Consider the following 23,712-nt stretch of genomic DNA (forward strand, 5'->3'; position numbering starts at 1 on the left):
GCAAATGGCAGCAATCCTCTCGATGAAAGCACCGCCCCACGCCGAACAGTCAAATAGAAACAACAAATGCAGCGCATTCTCCAAACCGATTAAACTTATTTCGAATATCTATTTGCGAAATGCTCTCGCGACCGATCTTCTCCGGAGCCTGTTCGGGGAATCCGGTGTCTTTACCCGAAAGCGTGTGACGACGAGGAACGGTGTGATGACAGGTCAGAGCTTTCCCGATTTCGGCCTTACCCCCGAGGAGCGGCGGCGTGCAGTTCACGGGCACTATTACGAGCAGCCCGGCATGGACGGCGCGCGTGGGGAAATCTGGTGCTACACGGACCGCTATGCCTACCGCGCCGGGGATACCGTCACCCTGTTCGTCAGTTCGACGGCCGAGCGCTATCGGCTCGACATCGTGCGCGACGGCGGCGTCGAGACGCCGGTCCTGACCCTGGAAGGGTTGAGCGCCCGCTGGCAGGATACGCCAGACCAGTGCTCCGTTCTGGGCTGCGGCTGGAAGGCGTCGCACGCCATTCAAATTCCGGCAGCGTGGAGTTCAGGGGCCTACCGCATCACGTTGACGGCGGAGGGTCGCGATGGGCGGCTGATCCATTACCATCATCTTTTCATCCTCCGACCGACGGCTGGGGCCAAACCCGGCCGCATCCTGCAGGTCGCGGCAACCGGCACATGGACCGCTTATAATACCTGGGGTGGGTCCAATCATTATCAGGGGATTACCGGCCCTAACCGCAACCAATATGCGCCCGTGGTGAGTATCGAGCGCCCGTTCTGCCGCGGCTTCGTCGTCCTGCCGCCGGGAGCGCCACGTGTGCCTCTGGAGGTTCCCGTGCCGCCCGCGATGCCGCCGCGCTATCCGCACATGGAATGGGCTTACGCGAACGGCTACAGCAAGAAATACACGTCCTCCGGCTGGGCGAGCTATGACAGCCACTTCTTTCGCTGGGCCGAGCGGGCGGGCTACGCCATCGATCTGGCGAGCCAGCATGAACTCCACGTCGAGCCGGAGATTCTGAACGGGTACGATTGCGTCGTCTTCGTCGGGCATGACGAATACTGGACCTGGGAGATGCGCGACGCCGTCGAAACTTATGTGAAACGCGGCGGCAAAGCCGCGCGCTTCGCGGGCAACTTCATGTGGCAGACGCGGTTGGAGGACGAGGGCCGCCGTCAGGTCTGCTACAAATACCGCGTGGAGGAAGATCCGATCCTGCAAGGAGGCGATCTCACGCGCCTGAGCACGTCCTGGGAAGATCCCCGCGTCGGGCGGCCCGGTTCCGAAACCTTCGGTCTTATCGCCACGCGGGGGCTTTATGTGGGCTGGGGCGGTTGCGCCCCGCGCGGCGCGAGGGGCTTTCCGATCTACCGCCCGGAACACTGGGCTTTTGCGGGAACGGGCATTTATTACGGCGATATTTTGGGCGCGGATTCACACGTCTTCGGGTACGAGGTCGACGGCCTCGACTACATCATTGAAGGCGGCTTGCCGCGCCCGGCGGAAGGCAGCGGTGCGCCGGAAGGCTTACAGATCATCGGGCTTGGCATGTCCTCTCTCAAGGAGGAGAGCGCGGACATTCCGGCGGACGATCAATTCCTTTCCGATGAGGACGCGCTTTTCGTCGCCAAGACGCTGATCGGCAACGAGAGCGCGGCGGCGGTGGATAAGATCAAGCGCGGCGCGGGCATGATGGTCAATTTCCCGATGGGGAAGGGCGAGGTGTTCCATGCGGGAAGCTGTGAATGGGTCGCTGGGCTCTTGAGAAAAGATCCGATGGTGGAAATGGTGACCGCGAACATCATGAACCGCTATCTCAGCGGTCGTTGAACGGAAGCGCCATGGCCGAAATCGACGGCATCGTCATTCGCGAGGCATCGATACCGGATTTCGAGACGGTGGCGGCGATGCTGCGAAAGCTCGGGGCCCATGTGGGCGCGAGCCCGAAGGTCACCGCCGCTGATCTCGCGGCGTTCGGCCCCGGTGGTCGCGGCCACACGGAAATCCTGGTAGCGGAGGAGGGCGGCGCGATTGTCGGCATTGCCCTCTATTCCATCGTCTTCTCCGCGTGGCGGGGGCGTCCGGGAATCTACGTGTCTGACCTGTTCGTGGAAGACAGCGCGCGCGGTACGGGGCTCGGCACGCGCTTGTTGCGCGCCGCTGTTGCACGGGAGATCTCGCGCGGCTGCGCCTATCTCAAACTCGATGTGGACAAAAGCAACGCTGCGGGCCTCTCGTTCTATGAGAAGCGCGGTTTCAAACTCAGCGACCACGATCACACGATGGTGCTGGAGCAGGACGGCATGGCGCGCCTGTAAACGGTCGGGCTCCGCGAGGGAGCCCGAGCCGAAGACGTTACGCCGCGAGGGCGCTGGCCTCGAGCGCGATCGCCGCCGAGGCGATGATGGCCGCAAAACGCACGGCGGTCTGGATCACGTCCGTCGAAACGCCGGCCTGACGGAGCGTTTCTTCGTGCGCATCGATGCACATGCCGCAGCCGTTGATGGCGGAGACGGCAAGCGACCAGAGTTCGAAATCGAGCTTGTCGACACCGGGATTGCCGATCACGTTCATGCGCAACTTCGCAGGCATCGAACGATAGTCCTTGTTCGCCGCCAGATGCACGAAACGGTAATAGACGTTGTTCATGCCCATGATGGCGGCTGCCGACTTCGCCGCGTTGAGCGCCGTCGGCGAGAGCTTGCTGGACGCTTCGGCGATGAGGGCATTGCGCACGTCTTCATTGCGCGAGGCGATTCCGCAGGCGACGAAGAGGCCGTATTTCTGCTGATCGTTCAGCACCTCGTCGCTTCCCATGGACGAGAGGTTCAGACGAACGTCCTTGGCAAAATCGGGAATCGCCTGCTTCAACGTATCGATCGACATCGATCATCCTTCGCGTGTCTCGCCGTGTCGGCGACTAATGCTTGATCCTGTCTCTTTGAACACGATCAAGCACTCGTTTCTTTAGATTCCCGCACGATCCGGGCGAACAACCGGTTTCCACTTGTTCTGATCATGCTCTAAGGGGCGCGGGTCGCAAAAAAACCTGCGACCCGTCTCGCGTTTTGAAAAAATCAAGCCGCCTTGAGCGTCTCACCGCCGACCTGGCGGTTGCACGGGCACAGCTCGTCGGTCTGCAGCGCATCCAGAACGCGCAGCGTATCTTTCGGCGCGCGTCCGACATTCAGGTTCGTCGCATAGACGTGCTGGATCGTGTTGTCGGGATCGACCACAAAAGTATAGCGATAGGGAACGCCATCAGCGGAGCGGACGCCGAGACCGTCGATGAGCTCGCCCTTGGTGTCGGCGAACGACCAGATCGGCAGCTTGTTGAGATCCGCATGATCGCGGCGCCATGCCAGCTTCACGAATTCATTGTCGGCCGAGCCACCCAGAACGACCGCGTCGCGATCCGCGAATTCGGAGTTGAGGCGCGCGAACTCGGCAATCTCGGTGGGGCAAACGAACGTGAAGTCCTTGGGGTAGAAGAAGATCACCTTCCACTTTCCGGGGAAGCTCTCGGCGGTGATCGTCTCGAAGGCGGAGACGCCGTTTTCTTCATGATTGTTGAAACCGGGCTTGACGCCGGTCACGGAGAAATTGGGCAACTTGTCGCCGATGCCGAGCATGATGGTCTCCATTCGAGGGATCAGGTTTTCTGAGGATACAGTGGGCCTAGGCACGGGCCTGCATGTTCCTCTGTCGATTTATTGCGTCGCACAAAGAATTGGTTCGGTCAAATCGATTAAATTTGTCATTTTCATCGATTTTTCCAATAAGGGGATAATTCCATGCGAGGCATCCCTGATGGCGAACATTTCGATCCGGCAATTGCGGTACTTTCTGGCTCTCGTGGACACATCGTCCTTCTCGAAAGCGGCGAAACGGGTCGGTATCACGCAGTCGACCTTGAGCGCCGCGATCCAGGAGATGGAGAACGCACTCGGGGTTTGCCTCGTGGAGCGCAGCGGACGGCATTTCGCGTTGATGGCAACGGGTGAGCTTCTGGCGCGAGAGGCGCGGGACATTGTTGCCCGGGTCGACGATCTTCCCACCAGTCTTTCCCGGGAGGCGCGCCCGCTCACGACGCGACTCAGGCTCGGCGTTGTTCCCTCGATCGCGCCCTTTCTTCTCCCCAAAGCCCTGCCGCACATCCGTGGGGCGTTTCCCGAATTGCACGTGGCGGTTCGCGAAGGTTTAAGCCGCTCGCTCATCGCCGATATCAGATCCGGCAATCTGGACGCGGCGATCATCGCGCTCCCTTTCACAACGACCGGCTTCCAGGTCGAGCCTCTGTGCGAGGACGAATTTCTCGTGGCCGTTTCCGAGCGCCATCGTCTGGCCAACAGCAGAGCCGTCTCAGCGGAGGATTTGCAGGACGAGCCGATCCTGCTTCTGGAATCGGGGCATTGCCTGCGCGATCAGGTTTTGTCCTTTACCGGCCTTCGGCCTCCGAACGAGGCTGACGACATCAGGGCCATGAGTCTTCTGACGCTCGTGCAGCTGGCCGAGAACGATCTCGGAATCACCTTCCTGCCCAGGATCGCGATTGCAGCGGGCATTGCGCAAGGGACGAGCCTGCGTCTGATTCCGTATCGAAACGAACGCTCGTCACGCACCCTCGCGCTCATCTGGCGGGCGGGGGCAAGTCGTACGCCGGATTATCTTATTCTGGCGGAAACGCTTCGCGATCTTTGCCGACAGTTTCTCGACGTCTACAATCCCGAAGAGACGTGAGACGGCTGGCGGTTGCTTTTCCCGGTTACAGGGGGAGCGGGCGGGATGGCGGCTCATCGAGCCCACGCCCCAAGGTCTTTTGCATCAGCACTGTCGAGAGCCAGCGTCCGTGTTTGTAGCCGACGCCTTTCAGCACACCCGCATCCTCAAACCCGAGCGCCCGGTGAACCCCGATGGAGCCCTGGGATTGCTCATCGCCGATGACGGCGACCATAAGGCGAAAATCGCGCTCCTCGCTCTCCGAAATTAAAGCTGTCAGCAGTAACTTTCCGATGCCGCGCCGTTGCGCTTGCGGTGCGATGTAAATCGAATCCTCCACCGTCGAGCGATAAGCCGGACGTGGCCGATAGGGACCGGCATAGGCGTAGCCGAGAACCGCTCCATCATCTTCCGCGACGAGATAGGGAAAGTCTCCTTCCATTAGAACCGCACGGCGGCGCGCCATTTCCGCCTTCTCCGGCGGATCGAGTTCGAAGGAGGCGGTGCCATGGATGACCGCGTGGGCGTAGATTGCCGCGATGGCCGAAATGTCGGATTCTCGAGAGGCGCGGATGAGAAGGCTCATGTCTTCGTCCTATCGCCCGGGCGTGGTCCCGCGCAACAAAAAAGCCCCGACGAGGCCGGGGCTTTCGGATCGTTTTATCCGGGTCGCTTAGTTGTTGCGGTTGCCCACGAGCGCCAGCAGGAACTGGAACATGTTGATGAAGTCGAGATAGAGCTGCAGGGCGCCGAAGACCGAAACCTTGGCGGCGGCTTCGCCGTCGAAGTTCCCGTACAGATACATCTCCTTCAGCTTCTGCGTGTCGTAGGCGGTGAGGCCCGCGAAGATCAGAACGCCGATCACGGAAATGCCCATCTGGAGCATGGTCGAACCGAGGAAGATGTTCACCAGCGAGGCCAGGATCAGACCGACGACGCCCATGATCAGGAACGAGCCGATGCCCGAGAGGCTACGGTTCGTGGTGTAGCCCCAGAGCGACAGCGAGCCGAAGGCGGCTGCCGTGATGAAGAACACCTGCACGACGCTCGCGCCCGTATAACGGATCAGAATCGTCGAGAGCGAAGCGCCCATCACCGCCGCGAAGGCGAAGAAGGTGCCGCGCGCCGAAGCCGCCGACATCTTATCCATGCGGAATGAGAACAGGAAAATGAAGGCGAGCGGCGCCAGAGCCACGACCCACATCAGAGGCGTGGTATACAGAACACGGCCGAATTCAGTCAGATAAACACCGCCAAGCCGCATGGCGGCATCCGCCTCGCTGCCGGCCACGGCGAGCTTGTTCACGCCCAGAGCCACGAGAGCCGAAATGGCCAGGCCCAGGATCATGTTGTTGTAGACGCCGAGCATGAAAGCGCGCAGGCCCTGGTCGACCTCTGCGGCCGTCCGGGTGACGCCGGCGCCGGCATATTGGTTCTGCTGATACGGTTGCATCGGAGTCCTCTCGCGGTGTCCCGTTGAAAATGTTCCCTCGAAAGGCCGGAATCGGCCTTCGGTCGCCGGTTTTCGGCAACATTGGGAAATATGAGTGGTCGCTTTCGGTTTCGCAAGAGGTAAGGTCAAGCTTCGCGGGTTCGTGAAAGAAAAGGCGAAGATGAAATTTTCACTTCGCCCCTAAGAGGCCGCTCCCCGTTTCATTGTCACAGGCGTGAGGGTCAAAGGTTTCTCAAGTATTGCGCGGGCTTTTGATTCAAGATTCTCCAGGTCCCGGCCAAGCCTAGTCCCACCGTCACGAGAACGGCGAGCGTCGAGGCAAGAAGCGCGCCGGATAGATCTAAAGCAAAGCTCAAATTCATCACGCGGGTGATGATGAGATAAGCGGCGAGGGTGCCCGCCAACAGGCCGAAAATCGCGGTGGCGAGGCCGAGCAGGCCGTATTCCAGCCCATAGGCCGAAAGCAGCCGCGCCCGCGTCGCGCCGAGCGTCTTGAGCACCACCGCATCGTAGAGCCGCGCCCGATGCCCGGCGGCAAGCGCACCGGCGAGTACCAGAAGGCTCGCGATGAGAGCGATGGCGCTCGCTCCCCGGATCGCCATGACGAGCTGGGACACGACGTCGTCCACGGCCTCCAGCGCATCTTTCACGCGCACGCTCGTCACCATCGGATAGGCCAGAGCGGCGCTCCGCAGGATTTGTCCGTCGGTTTTCGCGTCGGATCCATTGGGGAAGGTGACGGTGGCCAGATGCGTGTGCGGTGCGCCCGCAAAGGTGTTGGGTGAGAACACCATCACGAAATTGATGCCGAGCGAGCGCCATTCCACGTGCCGCAGATTGGCGATGGTGGCGGTGATGTTCCGCCCCAGAACATTGACGGTGATCTCGTCGCCGACTTTAAGCCCCAACCCCTCGGCGATCTTGTCGTCGAAGGAGACGAGCGGCTTGCTGCGATAATCGCTTCCCCACCATTCGCCCTGCACCAGTTCGGCACCGGTCGGCGGTGTCTTGGCATAGGTGATGCCGCGATCCCCGTCGAGCACCCAGGAGACGTCTTCGTTCGCTTTGATTTGCGCGACGGGCACGCCTTTCAGGCTCACCAACCGCCCGCGCATCATCGGCACCCGGTCGACCTGCGCGCTCTGAGCCTGGCCTTTCAGAAAATCTTCGAAAGCATCGGCCTGAGCGTTCGGAATGTCGAGAAAGAAGAAGCTCGGCGCATGTTCCGGCAGGGTTTGCCGGAGTTGGCGGGTGAGGTTCGAATCGACCAGAGCCAGGGTCACGAGAAGGGTGATGCCGAGCCCGAGCGACAGGACGAGGGAGGGCGTCAGCGCGCCGGGGCGATGGATATTGGCGAGCGCCAGACGTGGTGCCGTGCGTTTCGGGCGCGGCAAGCGGCGTGCGAGCGCCATGATGCCGAGCCCGATCACGCGCAGCAGAGCGAACGCGGCTGTGGCGGCACCCACGAACATCAGCGCAATGCGGCGGTCGTAAGCCGCAAAGACGGCAAGGCCGACGAGGGCCACCAGCACGACGATGAGCGTCATCAGATAACGCTTGCGCGGCCAGCTGCGCCCCGGCTCGATCTGGTCGCGGAAAAGACCGGAGACGGGCACATCATGCGCGCGGCCAAGCGGCGCGAGTGCGAAAGCGAGCGCCGTCAGGATGCCGTAGAGAAGAGCGATGCCGAGTTCGCTCCAGGCCAGAGTAGGCTGGATCGGAATCGGCAGAAATCGACCGAAAAGTCCGTTGACGGCGAAGGGCAGGGTACCGCCGACTACGAGACCGATGCCGACGCCGATGAGCGCGATGATCATGACCTGCGTGAGGTAGAGCAGGACGACCTGCCCGCCCGGTGCGCCGAGGCTCTTCAAGGTAGCAATGGAGGCGCGCTTGCGGTCGACGAAACTGCGCACGGCATTGGCGACGCCGACCCCGCCGACAAGTAGGGCGGTGAGGCCGACGAGGGTCAGAAACTGGGTGAAACGCTCGATATTGCGCGCAAAGCGCGGATCGGCGTTCACGCGCGTGCGGACATCCCATCCTGCTTCCGGCAGGGTGCTTTTCGCGTCGGCTTCGACCTGGTCCAGCACCGCCTCGTCCGATTGGGGAAGAACGAGCCGGTAGGTCCAGCGCACGAGGCTGCCGGGCTGGATGAGTCCCGTCGCGCGCAAAGCCTCCTGCGAGACGAGGAGGCGCGGGCCGAAGCCGATGCCGCTTGCGATCTTGTCGGGTTCGGATGTGAGCGCGGCGCGCAATTCGATCTGCGCACCGCCGATGCGGATCCGATCGCCGGCCTTGAGATCGAGCCGCGCCAAAAGGGCGGGATCGGCGGCGGCGCCGAAGACGCCGTTTCGAGCGGAGAGAAGATCGCCCGCCGAGATTTGCGGGTCGGTCTCCAAAGTCCCGATGGTGGGATAGGTCGGCCCCGCCGCTTTCAATTCAACAAGGGCCGAACCCTTGTCGCCTGCGATCGCCATGGCGCGCATGGTGGCGATGGAGGCAACTTCGCCTCTCGCTGTCAGGAAGGCCAACTCGGCTGGGTTTGCCTCCCGCTGCATCAGGGAAAACGCCATATCACCGCCCAGAATGCGGCGGCCTTCCTTGGTAATTCCTTCCGTGAGCGAACGCGAAAGCGACGAGACGCCCGCAATCGCCGCGACGCCGAGTGCGATGCAGGCGAGAAAGATGCCGAAACCTGACAATCCGCCGCGCAACTCGCGCATGGCGAGACGCAGGATCAGCGCGAGGGATGCGAAAAGCGGGAGCCGTTTTTGCGGTGGCGCGGGAATGGAGCCATGCATGATGCCGCCCTCACGCCGATGCTTTGGCGAGATCGGCCTCGATCCGGCCTGATCGCAGGCGCACCGTCCGGTCGCAGAGATGGGCGAGGTTGAGATCGTGGGTCACGAGAATGAGCGTCGAGCCCCTGTCGCGCTTGAGCGCGAAGAGAAGATCGATGATCGAACCGCCGGTCTTCTCATCGAGATTGCCGGTCGGCTCGTCCGCCACCAGAATCGCCGGGTTCGGCACGATGGCGCGGGCAATCGCCACGCGCTGCTGCTCGCCGCCGGACAATTGCGCCGGGTAATGATGGAGGCGGGCGCCCAAACCCACCGATTGAAGCTCGGCCTCCGCGCGCTCGAAGGCCTCCGCCTCGCCCGCGAGTTCAAGAGGAAGCGCCACGTTTTCCAGCGCCGTCATGGTCGGGACGAGATGGAAGGATTGGAAGACGATGCCGATGCGCCGCCCGCGAAAGCGGGCCAATGCGTCCTCGTCGAGCCCCGAAAGGTCGGTCCCCTCGACGATCACCTTGCCGGAATCGGGACGCTCCAGGCCGGCCATGGTCATGAGCAAGGTCGATTTGCCCGAGCCCGAAGGGCCGACAAGGCCGACCGCCTCACCCCGGCCGATAGCCAGGGAGACGCCTTTGAGGATATGAACCCGCGCGGCCCCGCGTCCGAGGCTCAAATCCACATCCTGCAGTGCGATGGCCTTGTCCTGCATGCGTCGTCACCCGATCTTTGAAAGCTGTGCCGGGAACCCGGCTCGTCGAACCCATATGGGAAACATATTGATGAAGCGCCAATCCGGCCTGTTCATGGCGATCATTTTTGCGTGTGCGGCCACGCTTATGGGTTTAATCGCCGCCCCCGGTTCCAGTTTCGCCCAGAATCAGCCGATCCGTCTGGTCGCGTTGGGCGACAGCCTGAGCGCAGGCTACCAGCTGCCGGGGGAGGCGGCCTTTCCCGTCGCTCTGGAGCGCGCCCTGAGGACCAAGGGCTACAATGTGGAGATCACAAATGCCGGCGTTTCGGGCGATACCGCGTCGGGCGGTCTCGATCGGCTCGACTGGTCGGTGCCGGATGGAACCGACGGGGTGATCGTGGAGCTGGGGGCCAACGACATGCTGCGCGGCCTCGATCCCGCCATTCCCCGGCAATCCATCGAGACCATCGTGGAGCGCCTGAAGGCCCGCAACATCGCGGTTATGCTGGCGGGCATGATGGCCACTCGCAATCTCGGGCCCGATTACGCGCAAAAATTCGATACGCTCTATCCGGACATTGCGAAGAAGCACGGCCTTGTGCTCTATCCCTTCTTCCTGGACGGAATCGCCGGCGACCGTGCGCTCAACCTTCCCGATGGCCTTCATCCGACGGCCAAAGGAGTCGAGGTCATCGTCGAGCGCATCCTGCCGAGCGTCGAGAGTTTTCTCGCCACCATTCCCAAGCGCTGACACCAGTCAGCGTATCACTTGCCAAAGCGCTGACACCAGTCTGCGTATCACCTGCCAAGCGCTGACCGCTGTCAACGCCCATTCCTTCGCCTGAACGCGGCGACTTTTTTCGTCGCGAGGAGCCTTGCCATGCACTATCGCCGTCTCGGCCGCACGGATTTGAACGTCAGCCTGATTTGTCTGGGCACCATGACCTGGGGCCAGCAAAACACCGAGGCCGAGGGCCACGCACAGATGGATTATGCCCTCGATCAGGGCATCAATTTCTTCGATACGGCCGAACTCTATTCGATTCCGCCGACGGCGGAGACGCAAGGTTCCACCGAGCGGATCATCGGTTCCTGGTTCAAGGCACGCGGCACCCGGGACAAGGTGATCTTGGCCACCAAGGTCACGGGACGCTCGGAGACGACCTGGTTTCGGAAGGACAGCTCTCCGGCGGAACTCTCCCGCAAACAGATCGAGGAAGCGGTCGACAGCAGCCTCAAGCGTCTTCAGACCGACTACATCGATCTCTACCAGCTTCACTGGCCGGACCGGCCCATGCCCTGGGGCTCGAACCCGACGATCTTCCATTGGGACAAGCAGAAGGGCCAATCCATCGCCATCGCGGAGACGCTCGGCGTCCTCGACGATCTCGTGAAGGCCGGCAAGATCCGCCATGTGGGCCTCTCCAACGAGAGCGGCTGGGGCACGATGAAATTCGTCGCGGCGTCGGAGGCCAAGGGGCTGACGCCCGTGCAGTCGATCCAGAACGCCTACAACCTTCTGAACCGCACCTACGAGGTTGCCCTCGCCGAAGTCACCATGCGCGAAGAAATCGGGCTTCTGGCCTATTCGCCTCTCGCGCAGGGTTATCTCACCGGCAAGTATCTCGACGGCGCACGTCCAGCCGGTGCGCGCACGACGCTCTTCAATCGCGGCCAGCGCTATCAGACGCCGGGTGCGGAGGATGCGATCCGCAAATACATCGCACTCGCTCGCGAGTTCGGTCTCGATCCGGCGCAGATGGCGCTGGCCTTCGTCAATTCACGCCCCTTCGTGCATTCCAACATCATCGGCGCGACGTCGATGGAACAATTGAAGACGGATATCGGATCGATCAACGTGACGATCACACCGGAGCTCGAGGAGCGCATCAACGGGATTCATCTGGTGCACCAGAATCCGTGTCCGTGAGTAGCGCTGCCTTACGGGTTTCCATCTATTTTCCCGCTTGCAAGAAAGGCGTACGATTGAAGCGCTTTCTCGTGAGCGGGAGCTGAGCATGGACATCGAGCGTCAGGTCGCAAGACATTACACGCGTGGTGCGCTTGAAAGCGCCATCCTCGATGCGTTGAAGGCGAGTGGGAAGGAAATCGACCGTCTCACGCCTTCGGATCTCTCCGGTGCCGATGAATTTCATCTCGGCTGGCGTTCCGCGACCGTGGAGCTTGGAAAGGACCTTGAGCTTGGTCCTGACACGCGTGTGCTCGACATCGGCTCAGGCATTGGCGGACCTGCGCGGTATTTCGCGGAAGCCTATGGAAGTCACGTCACTGGCGTCGATCTCACCGCGGAGTTCGTCGAAGTCGCCAACGCCCTCACGCAGCGCTGCGGCCTCGCCGATCGGGTCGCGTTCCGGGAAGCGAGCGGTCTGGCTCTACCGTTCGACGACGGTTCTTTCGATCGCGCGACTCTCATTCACGTGGGAATGAACATCCAGGACAAGGCCAAGCTGTTTGCGGAAGTGAGACGCGTCCTGCGGCGAGGTGGAATGTTCGGTGTCTACGACATCATGCGACTGAACGATGATCCGCTCCCCTTTCCGATGCCATGGGCCAACAGCGAGGAAACAAGCTTTGTTGAGACGAGCGATACCTACAAAGGGCTTCTCGAAAGGGCCGGCTTCGTTGTCGTGAAGGAGACCGACAGGCGGGACATGTCGCTCAAACTTGGCCGTGAAATGCGCGAGAATGCGGCACGCAATGGCGCGCCGCCGCTCGGTCTTCACATTCTCATGGGACCCGCGACGCCGGAACGACTGGGCAACGTGATGAAGACGCTTGAGCACGGCTCCATCGCGCCTGTCGAAATCATCGCAAAAGCGGTTTGATCAACGCGCATAGCGTTCGGCGACGAATTAGCTCTCCCTCATCCTGAGGAGCGGCCGTCCGGCCGCGTCTCGAAGGAGGGTCCAGCGGACTCTAGAGACGCCTCGCCCTTCGAGACGGACCTTACGGTCCTCCTGAGGGTGAGGCTCCTCTTCTCGAACGTCTCCCTCCTCGGGTGCGGGAGGGGAAAGCAGCCTTTAAGCCGCCTCGGTGCGCTTGTTCTGCCGGTTCTCGACGAGATCGTCGACCACGGCCGGATCGGCGAGGGTCGAGGTGTCGCCGAGATTGCCGAACTCGTCCTCGGCGATCTTGCGCAGGATGCGGCGCATGATCTTGCCGGAGCGGGTTTTCGGCAGGCCGGGCGCGAACTGGATGAGATCCGGGGATGCGATGGGGCCGATTTCCTTGCGGACCCAGGCCACCAGTTCCTTGCGCAGATCCTCCGAGGGCTCCACGCCCGTCATCAGGGTGACATAGGCGTAGATGCCCTGGCCCTTGATGTCGTGCGGATAGCCGACGACGGCGGCTTCCGAGACCTTGGCGTGAGCAACGAGCGCCGATTCCACTTCCGCCGTGCCCATGCGGTGGCCGGAGACATTGAGCACGTCGTCCACGCGACCGGTGATCCAGTAGTAACCGTCCGCGTCACGGCGGCAGCCGTCGCCCGTGAAGTACTTGCCCGGATAAGTGGAGAAGTAGGTCTGGATGAAGCGCTCGTGGTCGCCGTAGACCGTACGCATCTGGCCGGGCCAGGAATCGGCGATGACGAGATTGCCTTCCGCAGCACCCTCCAGAACCTTGCCGTCCGCATCCACCACCTGCGGCTGAATGCCGAAGAAGGGGGTCGTCGCCGAGCCGGGTTTCAGCTTCGTCGCGCCGGGCAGCGGCGAGATCAGAATTCCGCCGGTCTCCGTCTGCCACCAGGTATCGACGATGGGGCAGCGGTTGTCGCCGACCACGCGATAATACCATTCCCACGCTTCCGGATTGATCGGCTCGCCGACGCTGCCGAGAAGACGCAGCGACTTGCGCGATGTCTTCTTCACCGGCTCCTCGCCCGCCTGCATGAGCGAGCGGATCGCAGTCGGCGCGGTGTAGAAGATGTTGACGTTGTGCTTGTCGATCACTTCCCAGAAACGGGAGATCGACGGATAGGTCGGCACGCCTTCGAACATCAGCGTCGTGGCGCCGTTCGCGAGCGGGCCGTAGACGATATACGAATGGCCCGTGACCCAACCCACATCGGCCGTGCACCAGTAGATGTCGCCCTCGTGATAATCGAAGACGTATTGATGCGTCATCGCCGCGTAGACGAGGTATCCGCCGGTGGTGTGAAGAACGCCCTTGGGCTTTCCCGTGGAGCCTGACGTGTAAAGGATGAACAGCGGATCTTCCGCATTCACTTCTTCGCAGGGGCATTCGTTCGTCACCTGCGCGGCTGCCTCGTCGTAATACACGTCGCGGCCGGGCACCATGTTCACGGACGAGCCCGTGCGGCGCACGACGAGAACGTGATCGACGCCGCCGACGCGCTCAAGAGCGGCATCGACATTCGCCTTCAACGGTACTTTGCGTCCGCCGCGCAAGCCCTCATCCGCCGTCACGACGAAAGCCGATTTCGCATCCTCGATGCGGCCCGCGAGCGAATCCGGCGAGAAACCGCCGAACACGACTGAGTGGGTCGCGCCGAGGCGCGCGCAAGCGAGCATGGCGTAGGCCGCTTCCGGGATCATCGGCATGTAGATCGTTACGCGGTCACCCTTGGCGACGCCGCGATTGCGCATGACATTCGCCATACGGCAAACCTCGTCGTGCAATTCGCGATAGGTGATCTTCTTGGACTCGGACGGGTCGTCGCCTTCCCAGATGATCGCGACCTGATCGCCGCGCGTCTCGAGATGCCGGTCGATGCAATTATAGGCGACGTTCGTGGTGCCGTCCTCGAACCAGCGGATCGAGACGTCGCCAGGGCCGAAATTCGTATTCTTGACCTTGGTGAAGGGTTCGAACCAATCGATACGCTTGGCTTCTTCGCCCCAGAAACCTTCCGGATCCTTGATGGAAGCCTCGTACTTCGCGCGATAGCCGGCATTGTCCAGATAAGCGCGGCGACTCCATTCAGGCGTCACGTCGTAGATCTTCTCTTGCATGGCGTCTCTCCCAGACTCTTCGTACCTAGTTGTCTCTAGCTTTACGGAAAGAGTGAGGGCCTGAGCAAGCGGGACCGTGATCGGACTTTGGTCTTTTAGTCGTTAGTGGATATCACGGGCTGAGAGCGCCGATGATCGCTCCCTGGATGAGCAAAACGCCGAGCCAGTGCCCCGCATCGATGACGGTCAGCATCGGCCGCGCGCCGCTAAAGCCGTGATTGACGGCCATAGTGGTGAGAACGAAGCCGAACCAGGCGAGAAAGCCCGCGATCACGCCGTTCGCAAGCGTTACCGGACCCGCGTGCCAGATGAGGCCGGAGAGCACCAGCGCCATGACGATCTCGGCCAGAAACGACACGATCAAGGGAACGGGCGAGGGCTTGCCCGAAGACCCCATCAGCTCGGCCTTGGTTTTTCCGAGAGCGCTCATCCAGGGCTTGGCGAGAACCATGTACCAAAGCGAGCCGAAGAGCCACGCCGCGACGGCGGCGGCAAGAACGGCCCAGAGATTGATTGTTGCGAACATGATGGAAGCCCCCCGCTTCTCGTTCTATGGGCGAATTACAACCCGCCCATCTTGCAGACGAGCGCCCACTCCGCGTCGGTGACGGGCTGCACCGAAAGGCGTGAATTGTTGACGAGGATCATGTCCTTGAGCTTCGGCTCGGCCTTGATTTCCTCAAGCGTGACGGCGCGCTTCAAAGGTTTCACCGCCTTGATGTCCACCATGCCGAACTTGCCTGTCTGGTCGGTGTGATCGGGGTAATATTCCTTGATCACCTCGACGATGCCGACAATCGCCTTGCCCTCGTTCGAATGGTAGAAAAAGCCTTTCTCGCCCTTCTTCATGGCCATGAGATTCTGCTTCGCGACGTGGTTGCGCACGCCGCTCCAGAAGGTGCCTTTATCTCCTGCGGCCACCTGGTCGTCCCACGACCACACGGACGGTTCGGATTTATAGAGCCAGTGCGCCACGTCCTTATCCCCATTGCTCTGATTTGATCGGTCGCGTCATCAACGCTTCGATGGCCTGATCGAGGCTGCAGGTTCCCGCCAGCACCTGACCGATGGCTTCCGCGATCGGCACATCGACACTCTCGGCTTTTGCCAGGGCAACGAGCGCGCTTGCCGTCGCCGCACCTTCCACGAGCTTGCCGCCGGAAGCGGCTTCCGGCGAAAGACCCTGGCCGAGCCTGAGGCCGAAGGCGAAGTTTCGGGATTGGGCGGTGGAACAGCTCAGCACCAGATCGCCGAGGCCGGACAGGCCCATCAACGTCTCGGCTTCCCCGCCATAAGCGCGAGCGAACCGCAGCAATTCGGCGAAACCGCGTGCGATCAGGGCGGCCTTGGCGCTTTCTCCCAAGCCTCGTCCGGCGACGGCGCCGCAGGCGATGGCGAGCACGTTCTTCGCCGCGCCGCCAATCTCCACGCCGCGCACATCGGTGCGGTGATAGACGCGGAACGTCGGGCCTGAGAGGGCATTCGCCAATTCTCCGGCAAGAATCGCATCCCGGCACGCCAGGGTCACGGCGGTGGGCAGGCCGCGTGCCACATCGTGGGCAAAGCTCGGGCCGGACAGAACCGCCACCGGAGCGCCGGGGCGGATTTCGGTCACGATATCGCTCAAAAAGGAATTGGAGCCGCGCTCGATGCCCTTGGCGCAAAGGACGAGAGGAACGTCGTTCGGCAGGATCGGCATCAAGGCCGCTGTCATGGACCGCGTGGTCTGCGCCGGGGTGACGAGAAGAACCGTCCGCGCCTCCGCAAGATCGCTGAGGTCGGAGGTCGGGCGGATGTTTTCGTGCAGCCTCACGCCGGGAAGAAAACGCTCGTTCATCCGCGTCGCGGCGAGCGTCGTCGCCTGATCGGGATCGCGCATCCATAAGACGACATCGTTGCCAGCGGCGGCGGCCGCATTGGCCAGCGCCGTTCCCCAGGCTCCGGCTCCTGCGACGCCGATCACGCTCATGGCAGACGCTCCCCGGATCGCGCCGTCTCGGCGGCAAGGAAAGTGTTTCGCGACAGACGATAGAGCACATGGCGGCGAAGGGGATGGCCCTCGGGCATGGCCGGATGATCGAAGTCTTCCGCTTCGCTGGTCGTCATCCCGAGTCGTTGCATCAATCGTTTGGAGGGATCGTTCAGATGCGCGGTATAAGAAACGACCGCCTGAAAATCCGTGCGCGTGAAGAAGTCTCGAAGCGCTGCGCGAGCAGCTTCCAACGCGAAGCCACGGCCCCAGAACGACGGGCTGAAATGCCACCCGACTTCGAGACGGGGCTCAAACGGCATTTCGCGCCCGATCCGCCGCACGCCGGCAATTCCGATGAACGGCGTGTCATCCGGGATCTCGATCACCCAAAGACCGAAGCCGTTATGCTCGAAGCTCTCTTCGTGGCTTTTCGCGTCGACCTCGCTTTCCTCAGCCGTCAGGGCCTTCAGAAAGAAGCGCCTCACGTGCGCGTTCGACTGAAGGGCGGCATAGGATGCGGTATCGCGCGGGTCCCAGCGCCGGAGAAGCAGACGCTCGGTCCGGATTTCGTCCGGGCAAGGACGCATCACGCTTTGGCTCCCACCTCGTCGCGGCTGGTGTCGAGGGGCCAGCGGGCGCGGGCCGGGGTCGAGATATCGTCGATGAGACCGAGGCGCAGACGCTCCAGGCCTGCCCAGGCGATCATGGCTCCGTTGTCGCCGCACAGATTCACGGGCGGTGCGACAAGTTTCAGGCCGGTTTCGACCGCGAGACGCTGCAGGGTGGCGCGCAGCGTCTGGTTCGCGGCGACGCCGCCCGCAACCACGAGAGCGGTCGGATGGCCGGCGACATCACGGAAGGCGCGAAGAGCGGTGCGGGTGCGGTCCACCACCACATCGGCAACCGCCGCCTGAAAGCTGGCGCAGAGATCCGCCACGTCGCTTTGGGTCAACGGCGCGATGCGCTCGGCTTCGAGGCGCACGGCGGTTTTCAGGCCGGACAGGGAGAAATTCGGTTCTGCACGCCCCAGCATCGGGCGCGGCAGGTTGAAACGTTCGGGATTGCCCTTCGTCGCTTCCTTTTCCACGTGCGGGCCGCCGGGATAGGGCAGACCCAGAAGCTTTGCCACCTTGTCGAAAGCCTCGCCGATGGCGTCGTCGATGGTGGTGCCGATGCGGACATAGTCGCCGACACCCTTCACTGCCACGAGCTGTGTGTGTCCGCCCGAGGCGAGCAGAAGCAGGTAGGGGAAGGGGATGGCGTCCGTCATGCGCGCTGTCAGCGCATGGGCTTCGAGATGGTTCACGCACATAAGGGGCTTGCGCGTGACGAGCGCCAGGGCCTTGGCGGTAGTGAGGCCCACGAGCACGCCCCCGATCAGGCCGGGGCCTGCGGCGACCGCGATGCCGTCGATGTCATTGATCGTGGTCCCGGCGTTTTTCAAGGCGCGCGCCACGAGCCGGTCGATGACGTCCAGATGGGCGCGGGCCGCGATCTCCGGTACGACGCCGCCATAGGCGGCATGCTGCGCGATCTGGCTCAAGACCTCGTTGGACAAGATCTCGCCGCGCCCATCGAAGCCGACGCCGACAACGGCGGCAGCGGTTTCATCGCAGGTCGTTTCGATACCGAGAATGCGCATTCGACGTCCCAAAGCGTGGTTTTCGAAACCTAGTGTCCGATCATGCTCGTTGAAACAGGGTCGAACACTAAATTTATGACTTCGCACGATCTTTTCGGAAAACAGGTTTCCCGAGACCTTGCTCAAAAACTTCGGGCTTCACGGCCCGCATATCATCCCCCTATAGTCCGCCGCGCCGCACAAGATCAAACGCGGATCGTGCAGATCAGGAGAACGAGACGAGAATGGCAGACCTATCCACCCTGACGATCGGCACGCGGGGCAGTCCCCTCGCGCTGGCGCAGGCACGTGAAACGCAGACCCGACTGGCGGATTCCCTCGGCTGGACCTTGGAGCAGTTGCCCCTGAAGCTGATCAAGACGACAGGGGATACCATCCAGGACCGGGCGCTGTCGGAAGCGGGTGGCAAGGGTCTCTTCACCAAGGAGCTGGATACCGAGCTCCTGGATGGCCGCATCGATCTCGCCGTGCATTCCTCCAAGGATCTGCCGACCGTTCTGCCCGACGGCATCGTGATCGCGGGCTATTTCCCGCGCGAAGACGTGCGGGACGCCTTCATCAGTCGCCGTGCCAAGACATTGCGCGATCTGCCTCAAGGCGCGGTGGTCGGCACCGCGTCCCTGCGGCGGCAGGCGCAAGTGTTGCGCCTGCGGCCCGATCTCAAGGTCACGCTGCTCCGCGGCAATGTGGAGACGCGTCTCGCCAAGCTCGACCGGGGCGAGGTCGATGCCACCCTTCTTGCCATGGCGGGCCTGCGGCGGCTCGGCCTCACCGATCACGTGACGGCCATTCTCGACACCGACGACTTCCTGCCCGCCGTCGGCCAGGGCGCCATCGCTGTTGCCGTGCGCGACAAGGATGAGCGGGTGAAGGCGGCCTTGCGGCCCGTTCTCGATCCGAAGACCGGCTATGCGCTTGCAGCGGAGCGGGCGTTTCTGTCCGTTCTCGACGGCTCCTGCCGTACACCCATCGCGGGCCACGCGCGGCTCGAAGGGGCGGAGCTGGTCTTGCACGGTCTCGTCCTGCGTCCTGACGGCTCGGACAGTCTTGTCGTGACAAGACGGGGCGCGCCGTCGGACGCCGAGGCTCTCGGTCGCGAGGCCGGGCTCGACCTCAAGGCCCGCATGCCGGCCGGTTTCCTGAACGTCTGATGCGGATTCTGGTCACACGGGCGAAGCCCGATGCGGAGCGTACCGCACAGCGTCTCGAAGCACTCGGCCATGAGGTCGTGATCGCGCCGACGCTGGAGATCGTCCCGACGAACGTGACCCGGCCCGCCGGCCCATGGGAGGCGCTCGTCGTGACAAGCGCCCATGCGGTTCCAGCTCTTGCCCTCATCGAGGACAAGGATCATCTCGTTTTCGCCGTGGGAGGCCGAACCGCCGAAGCGGTGGCGGAAGCGGGCTTCACCTCGATCCTGACGGCGGAGGGCGATGCGGTCTCGCTTGCCGCCCTGATCCGGCGCAGCCTCGCGCCGGAAGCTCCGCTGCTTCACATTACGGGCCGTCATCATAAGACCGAGCCGGACGCCTCGCTCATCGCTGCCGGGTTCAAGGTCGAGGTCTGGGAGTCTTACGAAGCGCGCGCGCTCAAAGACTTTCCGGACGCCGCCGCCTCGGCCCTGCGGGCTGGCCAGATCGACGCCGTGCTCCATTATTCTCGAAGGAGCGTCGAAATCGCGCTTCGGCTGGTGGAGGCGGCGGGACTTTCACCCGCCTTCCAGACTTTGCGGCATGTCTGCTTGTCAGCCGATGTGGCCGCGCCGCTCGAAGATTTTGCCGTAACGCCGCCGGCGATCGCCGCCCGACCGGATGAGGACGCCCTCTTGCAACTCTTGCAGACCATTCAGACTTTCGGAAGACTGCCTCATCGGCCCGTTTAAGGCCCGTGGGATCTGCTGAAAGCTTTGCCCATTCCTCGCTCAAGGATGCCCTGTGACTGATTCGACCGATCCCTCCTCGCCATCTTCTCCCCGCAAAAAGCCTGCGCGAGAGCCCGCGACGATCGATTTACAGGCGACCGTGATCGATGCGGGCGCGCCGACGCATGCCGCTGGAGAGGAAAGTCCGCCCGCCGATGAGACGGCTTCGGTCGATTCCGGGGCGGGCGTGGATGCACTCGCTGAAGAACCGGTCAACGCCGGTGGAGCAGAGCCTCCCTCGCCGTCTCGGCGCGACCGTTTCGGACCGCTCGTCGGTGCGGGCGTTGTCGGCGGTCTTATCGGCGCGGGCATCGTGCTGGGAGTTCAAGCTCTGGCTCCCCTGGAAAACCCACGTCTCGCCGGGGTGGAGAAGCGGATTGCCGAAATCGCGCAGAAAACGAGCGTCGGTATCGTTGACGCGCGCCTTGCCCAACTCGAGGAAGCGCGAAGAAATCTGAATGAGAGGCTGCGGCGCAATCAGGATCTTGCCAAGCGTGCCGATCAGCGCGCCACTGAGGCCCTGTCCCGTCCCGTGGCCGCGCCTTCCGCCCCGCAGGACAACACGGCTCTGGACGCGCTCTCCCAAAGGATTGCCGCCCTGGAGGCGCAGGTCCAAGGCGGAACACAATCGGCAACCGATGCCGTGCAGGGGTTGAAGCAGCGGCTCGGCGAGCAGGAACAGCAGATCACGGCATTGTCGGGCCAGGTTGCCGGCAGCGTGTCCAACGCCGCAGAAGCGAGCGTGAAGCTCGCCCTTGCCGAGCGCCTCACCACGGCGCTCCGGCAAGGAGCGCCTTACACGGATGTTCTCGATGCCTTGCAGAAGGTGGAAGGCGACAAGATGCGGCTTGCCGCACTCGCGCCTTTTGCGCGGGACGGTGCGCCGACGGCGGCGAGCCTCGCCCGCAGCTTCAGGCCGCTCGCGACGACGATCCTGCAGGACACGCGCGGCGCTTCCGGCACGTGGGGTGACCGGGCGTTGCGGCTTCTCGACCGGGTTGTGACCATCCGGGCGGTCGATACGCCGGATGCCACCGGCGTTCCTAGTCTCGTCACCCGGATCGAAGAGGCGCTGGCGCAAGGCGATGTCCGCAAGGCGGTCGCCGCGTGGGAGGCTATGCCGGAACCCGCGCGCCGCCTGTCCGAGGATTGGGGACGTCTCGCCAAGCAACGGGTCGCAGCCGACGCTGCCGCGCAGGCGGTTGCGGGGGACGCTCTCGCCGGCCTCAACCGACCGGCGCAATAACAAGGATCGAACGACACATGTGGCGCGTTCTCGTCTTCATCGGTCTCCTGTGCATCGCGGCTTTCGGGGCGGTCTGGCTTGCCGATCGCCCCGGCACGGTTCTGGTGACTTTCTCCGGTTATGAAATGCGGACCTCGGTGGCCGTCGCCGCCATCGGCGTGATCGGCATCGCGGTTTTGCTTGCTCTTTTATGGGCGGCGGTGACGGGGATCCTGCGGCTGCCCTCGCGCCTTACATTCGCGTCTCGTGCCCGTCGCCGGGCGCGCGGCTATCAGGCCGTTTCTCGCGGCATGGTGGCTGTCGGTGCTGGCGATCCGGTCTCGGCCAGGCGCTACGCCAACGAGGCGGAACGTCTGCTCGGATCCGAAGCGCTGACGCTGCTTCTTCGGGCGCAGGCCGCGCAGATTTCAGGCAACCGAGCGGCGGCGGAAGCCGCGTTCAAGCAGATGATGGATGAGAGCGAGACCCGTGTGCTCGGCCTGCGCGGTCTCTTCGTTGAGGCCCGTCGCCGGGGCGATGGGCTGGCGGCGCGCGAATACGCTCTTGAAGCGACCCGTCTTGCACCTGCTGCCGCCTGGGCGAGCGACGCGGTGCTCGAAGCGCAATGCGCCGAGCGGGATTGGCGCGGGGCGCTCGGCGCCATCGAGCGGCGGGCGTCGCTCGGTCTTCTCGACAAGTCGACCGCCAAGCGCAATCGCGCGGTGTTGCTGACCGCCGATGCCCTCGACCGCGCCGAGCGCGATAGCGAAGGCGCGCTTTCCAGCGCGCAGGATGCGATGAAGCTCGCGCCCGATCTCGCGCCTGCGGCCGCACTTGCCGGAAAGCTCCTGTCCCACAAGGGCGAGCTTCGCCGGGCGGCCAAGGTGGTCGAGGCGGGCTGGCGGTTACAGCCTCATCCGGACCTTGCGGATGTCTATCTCAATCTGCGCCCCGGCGATTCGGGGCTTGACCGGCTCAAGCGGGCAGAAACCCTGCTCAAGCTTTCGAACGGAGCAGCGGAAGGGCGGCTCGCGGTCGCCCGGGCGGCGCTGGAGGCTCGTGAGTTCCGCCGTGCCCGCGAGGTCCTCGATCCGCTCGTCGCGGATCGCCCGACCATGCGCGTGTGCCTCCTCATGTCCGACCTGGAACAAGCCGAGCACGGCTCGACAGGCAAGGGCCGCGAATGGCTCGCGCGGGCGAGCCGGGCACCGCGCGATCCGGCCTGGATCGCTGACGGCGTCGTGTCCGACACGTGGGCGCCGATCTCGCCCGTCACCGGGCGGCTCGACGCCTTCGTCTGGCAGGCTCCGCCGGATGTGCTCGTGGCGCCCGAAATCGCCTTCAGCGACGATGTGACGGCCGATTTGGACGAGGAGCCGAAGGCCCTTCCGATCCCGCCGCGTGAAGAAGCGCTGCCGGAGCCTGTTTCGGCCTTCGCCCCAAAGCCCGATGTGGCGGCGCTCGCGAACGAAGGACCGCCGAAGCCTGCGCCCAAGACCCGCCCGGAACCGGTCGTGTTTCCCTTGAATCAACCGCCCGACGATCCCGGTACGCCTGAGCAGCCGCCCATGGCCAGGACGCTGTTCTTTTAGGTTCTCGCGTTTTAGAGGCGGCAGACACCTTGCCAACCGGCAGGGTAGCCGCTATGAGGTCGCGCTCTCCGATCATTTGATCGTGACGCCGCAATAGCTCAGCTGGTAGAGCACCTCATTCGTAATGAGGGGGTCGGGGGTTCGAATCCCTCTTGCGGCACCATTCTCCTAAGGGAGTTGCCGGTCTCTGCCATCACAGACCAGTGCACCCAATCTCAAAGGGGCTATGCCCCTAGTGACGTCGAGCGTTCGCTCTCAGGCAGTTCCAATAGTTGGGCGGGGCGCACATTCAAAGCGAGCGACGCGTGCCAAAGGGTGACGATGGTCGGATTACGTTGGCTCAATTCAAGGCCGCCGCTTCATTGCTCGTGGGGAGCTTCTATCCGAGTTCGTAGAGATCGAGAGCGGAAAGCGTAACGACCGCCCTCAACTTGCTGCGGCCCTAGCCGCGTGCCGCATTCACGAGGCTACTCTCATCATTGCGAAGCTCGACCGCTTTAGCCGGGGCGCGTTTCGTTGCAGCCGATATGCCCGAAGCCAACTAACTCGTTGTCGGTATCATGGCTGTGGTCGCTCAAGCAGAACGGAAGCTTATCTCAGACCGAAAGCTCAGGGGCGAAGGTGACAGTCCATAGACAGTCTTGAAAATGCAAGAGCCCTGCTTTGCCCGCTACCATGGGTGATTGAGCATCGGCCAT

At 63.0% G+C, this 23,712-nt stretch carries 22 protein-coding genes, 1 tRNA gene and 1 pseudogene; 12 read left to right on the plus strand and 12 right to left on the minus strand.

Annotated features, from left to right (window positions below; all coding sequences use genetic code 11):
* Positions 1 to 205 precede the first annotated feature (205 nt).
* Positions 206 to 1,837: a N,N-dimethylformamidase beta subunit family domain-containing protein gene (locus AB4072_RS13070; RefSeq protein ID WP_441968437.1), complete on the plus strand. Its 1,632-nt coding sequence runs from the start codon at positions 206 to 208 to the stop codon at positions 1,835 to 1,837.
* 11 nt (positions 1,838 to 1,848) lie between these two features.
* On the plus strand, positions 1,849 to 2,325 hold the full coding sequence (locus tag AB4072_RS13075; RefSeq protein ID WP_441968439.1) for a GNAT family N-acetyltransferase: 477 nt from the start codon (positions 1,849 to 1,851) through the stop codon (positions 2,323 to 2,325).
* A gap of 37 nt (positions 2,326 to 2,362) precedes the next feature.
* On the opposite strand, the gene AB4072_RS13080 is transcribed toward AB4072_RS13075, so the two are convergent.
* Both AB4072_RS13080 and AB4072_RS13085 read right to left on the minus strand, forming a co-directional pair.
* A complete protein-coding gene (locus AB4072_RS13080; protein ID WP_441968441.1) occupies positions 2,363 to 2,893 on the minus strand; it encodes a carboxymuconolactone decarboxylase family protein in 531 nt (176 codons plus the stop codon).
* Positions 2,894 to 3,084: 191 nt separating this feature from the next.
* The gene (locus AB4072_RS13085) at positions 3,085 to 3,639 is read right to left on the minus strand and encodes a peroxiredoxin (RefSeq protein ID WP_441968586.1); all 555 of its coding nucleotides are present in this window, start codon (positions 3,637 to 3,639) and stop codon (positions 3,085 to 3,087) included.
* A 178-nt stretch (positions 3,640 to 3,817) separates the two neighbouring features.
* On the opposite strand from AB4072_RS13085, the gene AB4072_RS13090 reads away from it, so the two are divergent.
* The gene (locus AB4072_RS13090) at positions 3,818 to 4,747 is read left to right on the plus strand and encodes a hydrogen peroxide-inducible genes activator (protein WP_441968442.1); all 930 of its coding nucleotides are present in this window, start codon (positions 3,818 to 3,820) and stop codon (positions 4,745 to 4,747) included.
* A gap of 25 nt (positions 4,748 to 4,772) precedes the next feature.
* Here the strand turns inward: AB4072_RS13090 and AB4072_RS13095 are convergent, their stop codons facing one another.
* The 4 genes from AB4072_RS13095 to AB4072_RS13110 all read right to left on the minus strand — a co-directional run bounded on the left by AB4072_RS13095 (position 4,773) and on the right by AB4072_RS13110 (position 9,686).
* A complete protein-coding gene (locus tag AB4072_RS13095) occupies positions 4,773 to 5,312 on the minus strand; it encodes a GNAT family N-acetyltransferase (protein WP_441968444.1) in 540 nt (179 codons plus the stop codon).
* An 87-nt stretch (positions 5,313 to 5,399) separates the two neighbouring features.
* Positions 5,400 to 6,179, minus strand: a complete 780-nt coding sequence (locus tag AB4072_RS13100; protein ID WP_441968446.1) for a Bax inhibitor-1/YccA family protein — start codon at positions 6,177 to 6,179, stop codon at positions 5,400 to 5,402.
* 221 nt (positions 6,180 to 6,400) lie between these two features.
* On the minus strand, positions 6,401 to 8,983 hold the full coding sequence (locus AB4072_RS13105; RefSeq protein ID WP_441968448.1) for an ABC transporter permease: 2,583 nt from the start codon (positions 8,981 to 8,983) through the stop codon (positions 6,401 to 6,403).
* Between the two features lie 10 nt (positions 8,984 to 8,993).
* Positions 8,994 to 9,686, minus strand: a complete 693-nt coding sequence (locus AB4072_RS13110) for an ABC transporter ATP-binding protein (RefSeq protein WP_441968450.1) — start codon at positions 9,684 to 9,686, stop codon at positions 8,994 to 8,996.
* Positions 9,687 to 9,756: 70 nt separating this feature from the next.
* Between AB4072_RS13110 and AB4072_RS13115 the strand changes: the two genes are divergently transcribed.
* From AB4072_RS13115 to AB4072_RS13125, 3 genes are all read left to right on the plus strand, one after another.
* Complete coding sequence (locus AB4072_RS13115) at positions 9,757 to 10,419, plus strand: arylesterase (protein WP_441968452.1); 663 nt, start codon at positions 9,757 to 9,759, stop codon at positions 10,417 to 10,419.
* Positions 10,420 to 10,548: 129 nt separating this feature from the next.
* A complete protein-coding gene (locus AB4072_RS13120) occupies positions 10,549 to 11,598 on the plus strand; it encodes an aldo/keto reductase (protein WP_441968454.1) in 1,050 nt (349 codons plus the stop codon).
* 88 nt (positions 11,599 to 11,686) lie between these two features.
* A complete protein-coding gene (locus AB4072_RS13125) occupies positions 11,687 to 12,514 on the plus strand; it encodes a class I SAM-dependent methyltransferase (RefSeq protein WP_441968456.1) in 828 nt (275 codons plus the stop codon).
* Between the two features lie 195 nt (positions 12,515 to 12,709).
* On the opposite strand, the gene acs is transcribed toward AB4072_RS13125, so the two are convergent.
* The 6 genes from acs to tsaD all read right to left on the minus strand — a co-directional run bounded on the left by acs (position 12,710) and on the right by tsaD (position 18,276).
* On the minus strand, positions 12,710 to 14,662 hold the full coding sequence (gene acs / locus AB4072_RS13130; RefSeq protein WP_441968458.1) for an acetate--CoA ligase: 1,953 nt from the start codon (positions 14,660 to 14,662) through the stop codon (positions 12,710 to 12,712).
* A gap of 112 nt (positions 14,663 to 14,774) precedes the next feature.
* A complete protein-coding gene (locus tag AB4072_RS13135; RefSeq protein ID WP_441968459.1) occupies positions 14,775 to 15,188 on the minus strand; it encodes a DUF1761 domain-containing protein in 414 nt (137 codons plus the stop codon).
* Between the two features lie 35 nt (positions 15,189 to 15,223).
* Positions 15,224 to 15,637 (minus strand): EVE domain-containing protein, encoded by a 414-nt coding sequence (locus tag AB4072_RS13140; protein WP_441968461.1) that lies wholly within the window; start codon positions 15,635 to 15,637, stop codon positions 15,224 to 15,226.
* A gap of 4 nt (positions 15,638 to 15,641) precedes the next feature.
* A complete protein-coding gene (locus AB4072_RS13145; protein WP_441968463.1) occupies positions 15,642 to 16,631 on the minus strand; it encodes an NAD(P)H-dependent glycerol-3-phosphate dehydrogenase in 990 nt (329 codons plus the stop codon).
* Positions 16,628 to 17,221, minus strand: a complete 594-nt coding sequence (locus tag AB4072_RS13150; protein ID WP_441968588.1) for a GNAT family N-acetyltransferase — start codon at positions 17,219 to 17,221, stop codon at positions 16,628 to 16,630. Before AB4072_RS13150 ends, AB4072_RS13145 begins: the two co-directional genes overlap by 4 nt.
* Positions 17,221 to 18,276 carry a tRNA (adenosine(37)-N6)-threonylcarbamoyltransferase complex transferase subunit TsaD gene (tsaD, locus tag AB4072_RS13155; RefSeq protein WP_441968465.1) on the minus strand — a complete coding sequence of 352 codons (1,056 nt, stop codon included), beginning with the start codon at positions 18,274 to 18,276 and terminating at the stop codon, positions 17,221 to 17,223. Before tsaD ends, AB4072_RS13150 begins: the two co-directional genes overlap by 1 nt.
* 224 nt (positions 18,277 to 18,500) lie before the next feature.
* Between tsaD and hemC the strand changes: the two genes are divergently transcribed.
* The 6 genes and pseudogenes from hemC to AB4072_RS13185 all read left to right on the plus strand — a co-directional run.
* Positions 18,501 to 19,427 carry a hydroxymethylbilane synthase gene (gene hemC / locus AB4072_RS13160; protein WP_441968467.1) on the plus strand — a complete coding sequence of 309 codons (927 nt, stop codon included), beginning with the start codon at positions 18,501 to 18,503 and terminating at the stop codon, positions 19,425 to 19,427.
* On the plus strand, positions 19,427 to 20,158 hold the full coding sequence (locus AB4072_RS13165; protein ID WP_441968469.1) for a uroporphyrinogen-III synthase: 732 nt from the start codon (positions 19,427 to 19,429) through the stop codon (positions 20,156 to 20,158). The genes hemC and AB4072_RS13165 overlap by 1 nt, the downstream gene beginning before the upstream one ends.
* A 52-nt stretch (positions 20,159 to 20,210) precedes the next feature.
* On the plus strand, positions 20,211 to 21,443 hold the full coding sequence (locus AB4072_RS13170; protein WP_441968471.1) for a COG4223 family protein: 1,233 nt from the start codon (positions 20,211 to 20,213) through the stop codon (positions 21,441 to 21,443).
* 17 nt (positions 21,444 to 21,460) lie between these two features.
* Positions 21,461 to 23,014: a heme biosynthesis HemY N-terminal domain-containing protein gene (locus AB4072_RS13175; RefSeq protein ID WP_441968472.1), complete on the plus strand. Its 1,554-nt coding sequence runs from the start codon at positions 21,461 to 21,463 to the stop codon at positions 23,012 to 23,014.
* A gap of 87 nt (positions 23,015 to 23,101) precedes the next feature.
* Positions 23,102 to 23,177 (plus strand) — tRNA-Thr (locus tag AB4072_RS13180).
* A 210-nt stretch (positions 23,178 to 23,387) separates the two neighbouring features.
* Positions 23,388 to 23,619: pseudogene (locus AB4072_RS13185) on the plus strand (recombinase family protein); the annotation flags it as partial.
* Between the last annotated feature and the right edge of the window lie 93 nt (positions 23,620 to 23,712).

Origin of the sequence: Microvirga sp. 2MCAF38 (assembly GCF_052115485.1) — a bacterium.
Lineage (GTDB): Bacteria > Pseudomonadota > Alphaproteobacteria > Rhizobiales > Beijerinckiaceae > Microvirga.

Coding starts and splice junctions, on each gene's coding strand:
- hemC (WP_441968467.1), top strand. CDS start 18,501: ATGGCAGACCTATCCACCCTGACGATCGGCACGCGGGGCAGTCCCCTC.
- AB4072_RS13145 (WP_441968463.1), bottom strand. CDS start 16,631: ATGAGCGTGATCGGCGTCGCAGGAGCCGGAGCCTGGGGAACGGCGCTG.
- AB4072_RS13135 (WP_441968459.1), bottom strand. CDS start 15,188: ATGTTCGCAACAATCAATCTCTGGGCCGTTCTTGCCGCCGCCGTCGCG.
- AB4072_RS13115 (WP_441968452.1), top strand. CDS start 9,757: ATGAAGCGCCAATCCGGCCTGTTCATGGCGATCATTTTTGCGTGTGCG.
- acs (WP_441968458.1), bottom strand. CDS start 14,662: ATGCAAGAGAAGATCTACGACGTGACGCCTGAATGGAGTCGCCGCGCT.
- AB4072_RS13150 (WP_441968588.1), bottom strand. CDS start 17,221: ATGCGTCCTTGCCCGGACGAAATCCGGACCGAGCGTCTGCTTCTCCGG.
- AB4072_RS13120 (WP_441968454.1), top strand. CDS start 10,549: ATGCACTATCGCCGTCTCGGCCGCACGGATTTGAACGTCAGCCTGATT.
- AB4072_RS13165 (WP_441968469.1), top strand. CDS start 19,427: ATGCGGATTCTGGTCACACGGGCGAAGCCCGATGCGGAGCGTACCGCA.
- AB4072_RS13090 (WP_441968442.1), top strand. CDS start 3,818: ATGGCGAACATTTCGATCCGGCAATTGCGGTACTTTCTGGCTCTCGTG.
- AB4072_RS13110 (WP_441968450.1), bottom strand. CDS start 9,686: ATGCAGGACAAGGCCATCGCACTGCAGGATGTGGATTTGAGCCTCGGA.
- AB4072_RS13080 (WP_441968441.1), bottom strand. CDS start 2,893: ATGTCGATCGATACGTTGAAGCAGGCGATTCCCGATTTTGCCAAGGAC.
- tsaD (WP_441968465.1), bottom strand. CDS start 18,276: ATGCGCATTCTCGGTATCGAAACGACCTGCGATGAAACCGCTGCCGCC.
- AB4072_RS13095 (WP_441968444.1), bottom strand. CDS start 5,312: ATGAGCCTTCTCATCCGCGCCTCTCGAGAATCCGACATTTCGGCCATC.
- AB4072_RS13075 (WP_441968439.1), top strand. CDS start 1,849: ATGGCCGAAATCGACGGCATCGTCATTCGCGAGGCATCGATACCGGAT.
- AB4072_RS13125 (WP_441968456.1), top strand. CDS start 11,687: ATGGACATCGAGCGTCAGGTCGCAAGACATTACACGCGTGGTGCGCTT.
- AB4072_RS13100 (WP_441968446.1), bottom strand. CDS start 6,179: ATGCAACCGTATCAGCAGAACCAATATGCCGGCGCCGGCGTCACCCGG.
- AB4072_RS13105 (WP_441968448.1), bottom strand. CDS start 8,983: ATGCATGGCTCCATTCCCGCGCCACCGCAAAAACGGCTCCCGCTTTTC.
- AB4072_RS13085 (WP_441968586.1), bottom strand. CDS start 3,639: ATGCTCGGCATCGGCGACAAGTTGCCCAATTTCTCCGTGACCGGCGTC.
- AB4072_RS13175 (WP_441968472.1), top strand. CDS start 21,461: ATGTGGCGCGTTCTCGTCTTCATCGGTCTCCTGTGCATCGCGGCTTTC.
- AB4072_RS13070 (WP_441968437.1), top strand. CDS start 206: ATGACAGGTCAGAGCTTTCCCGATTTCGGCCTTACCCCCGAGGAGCGG.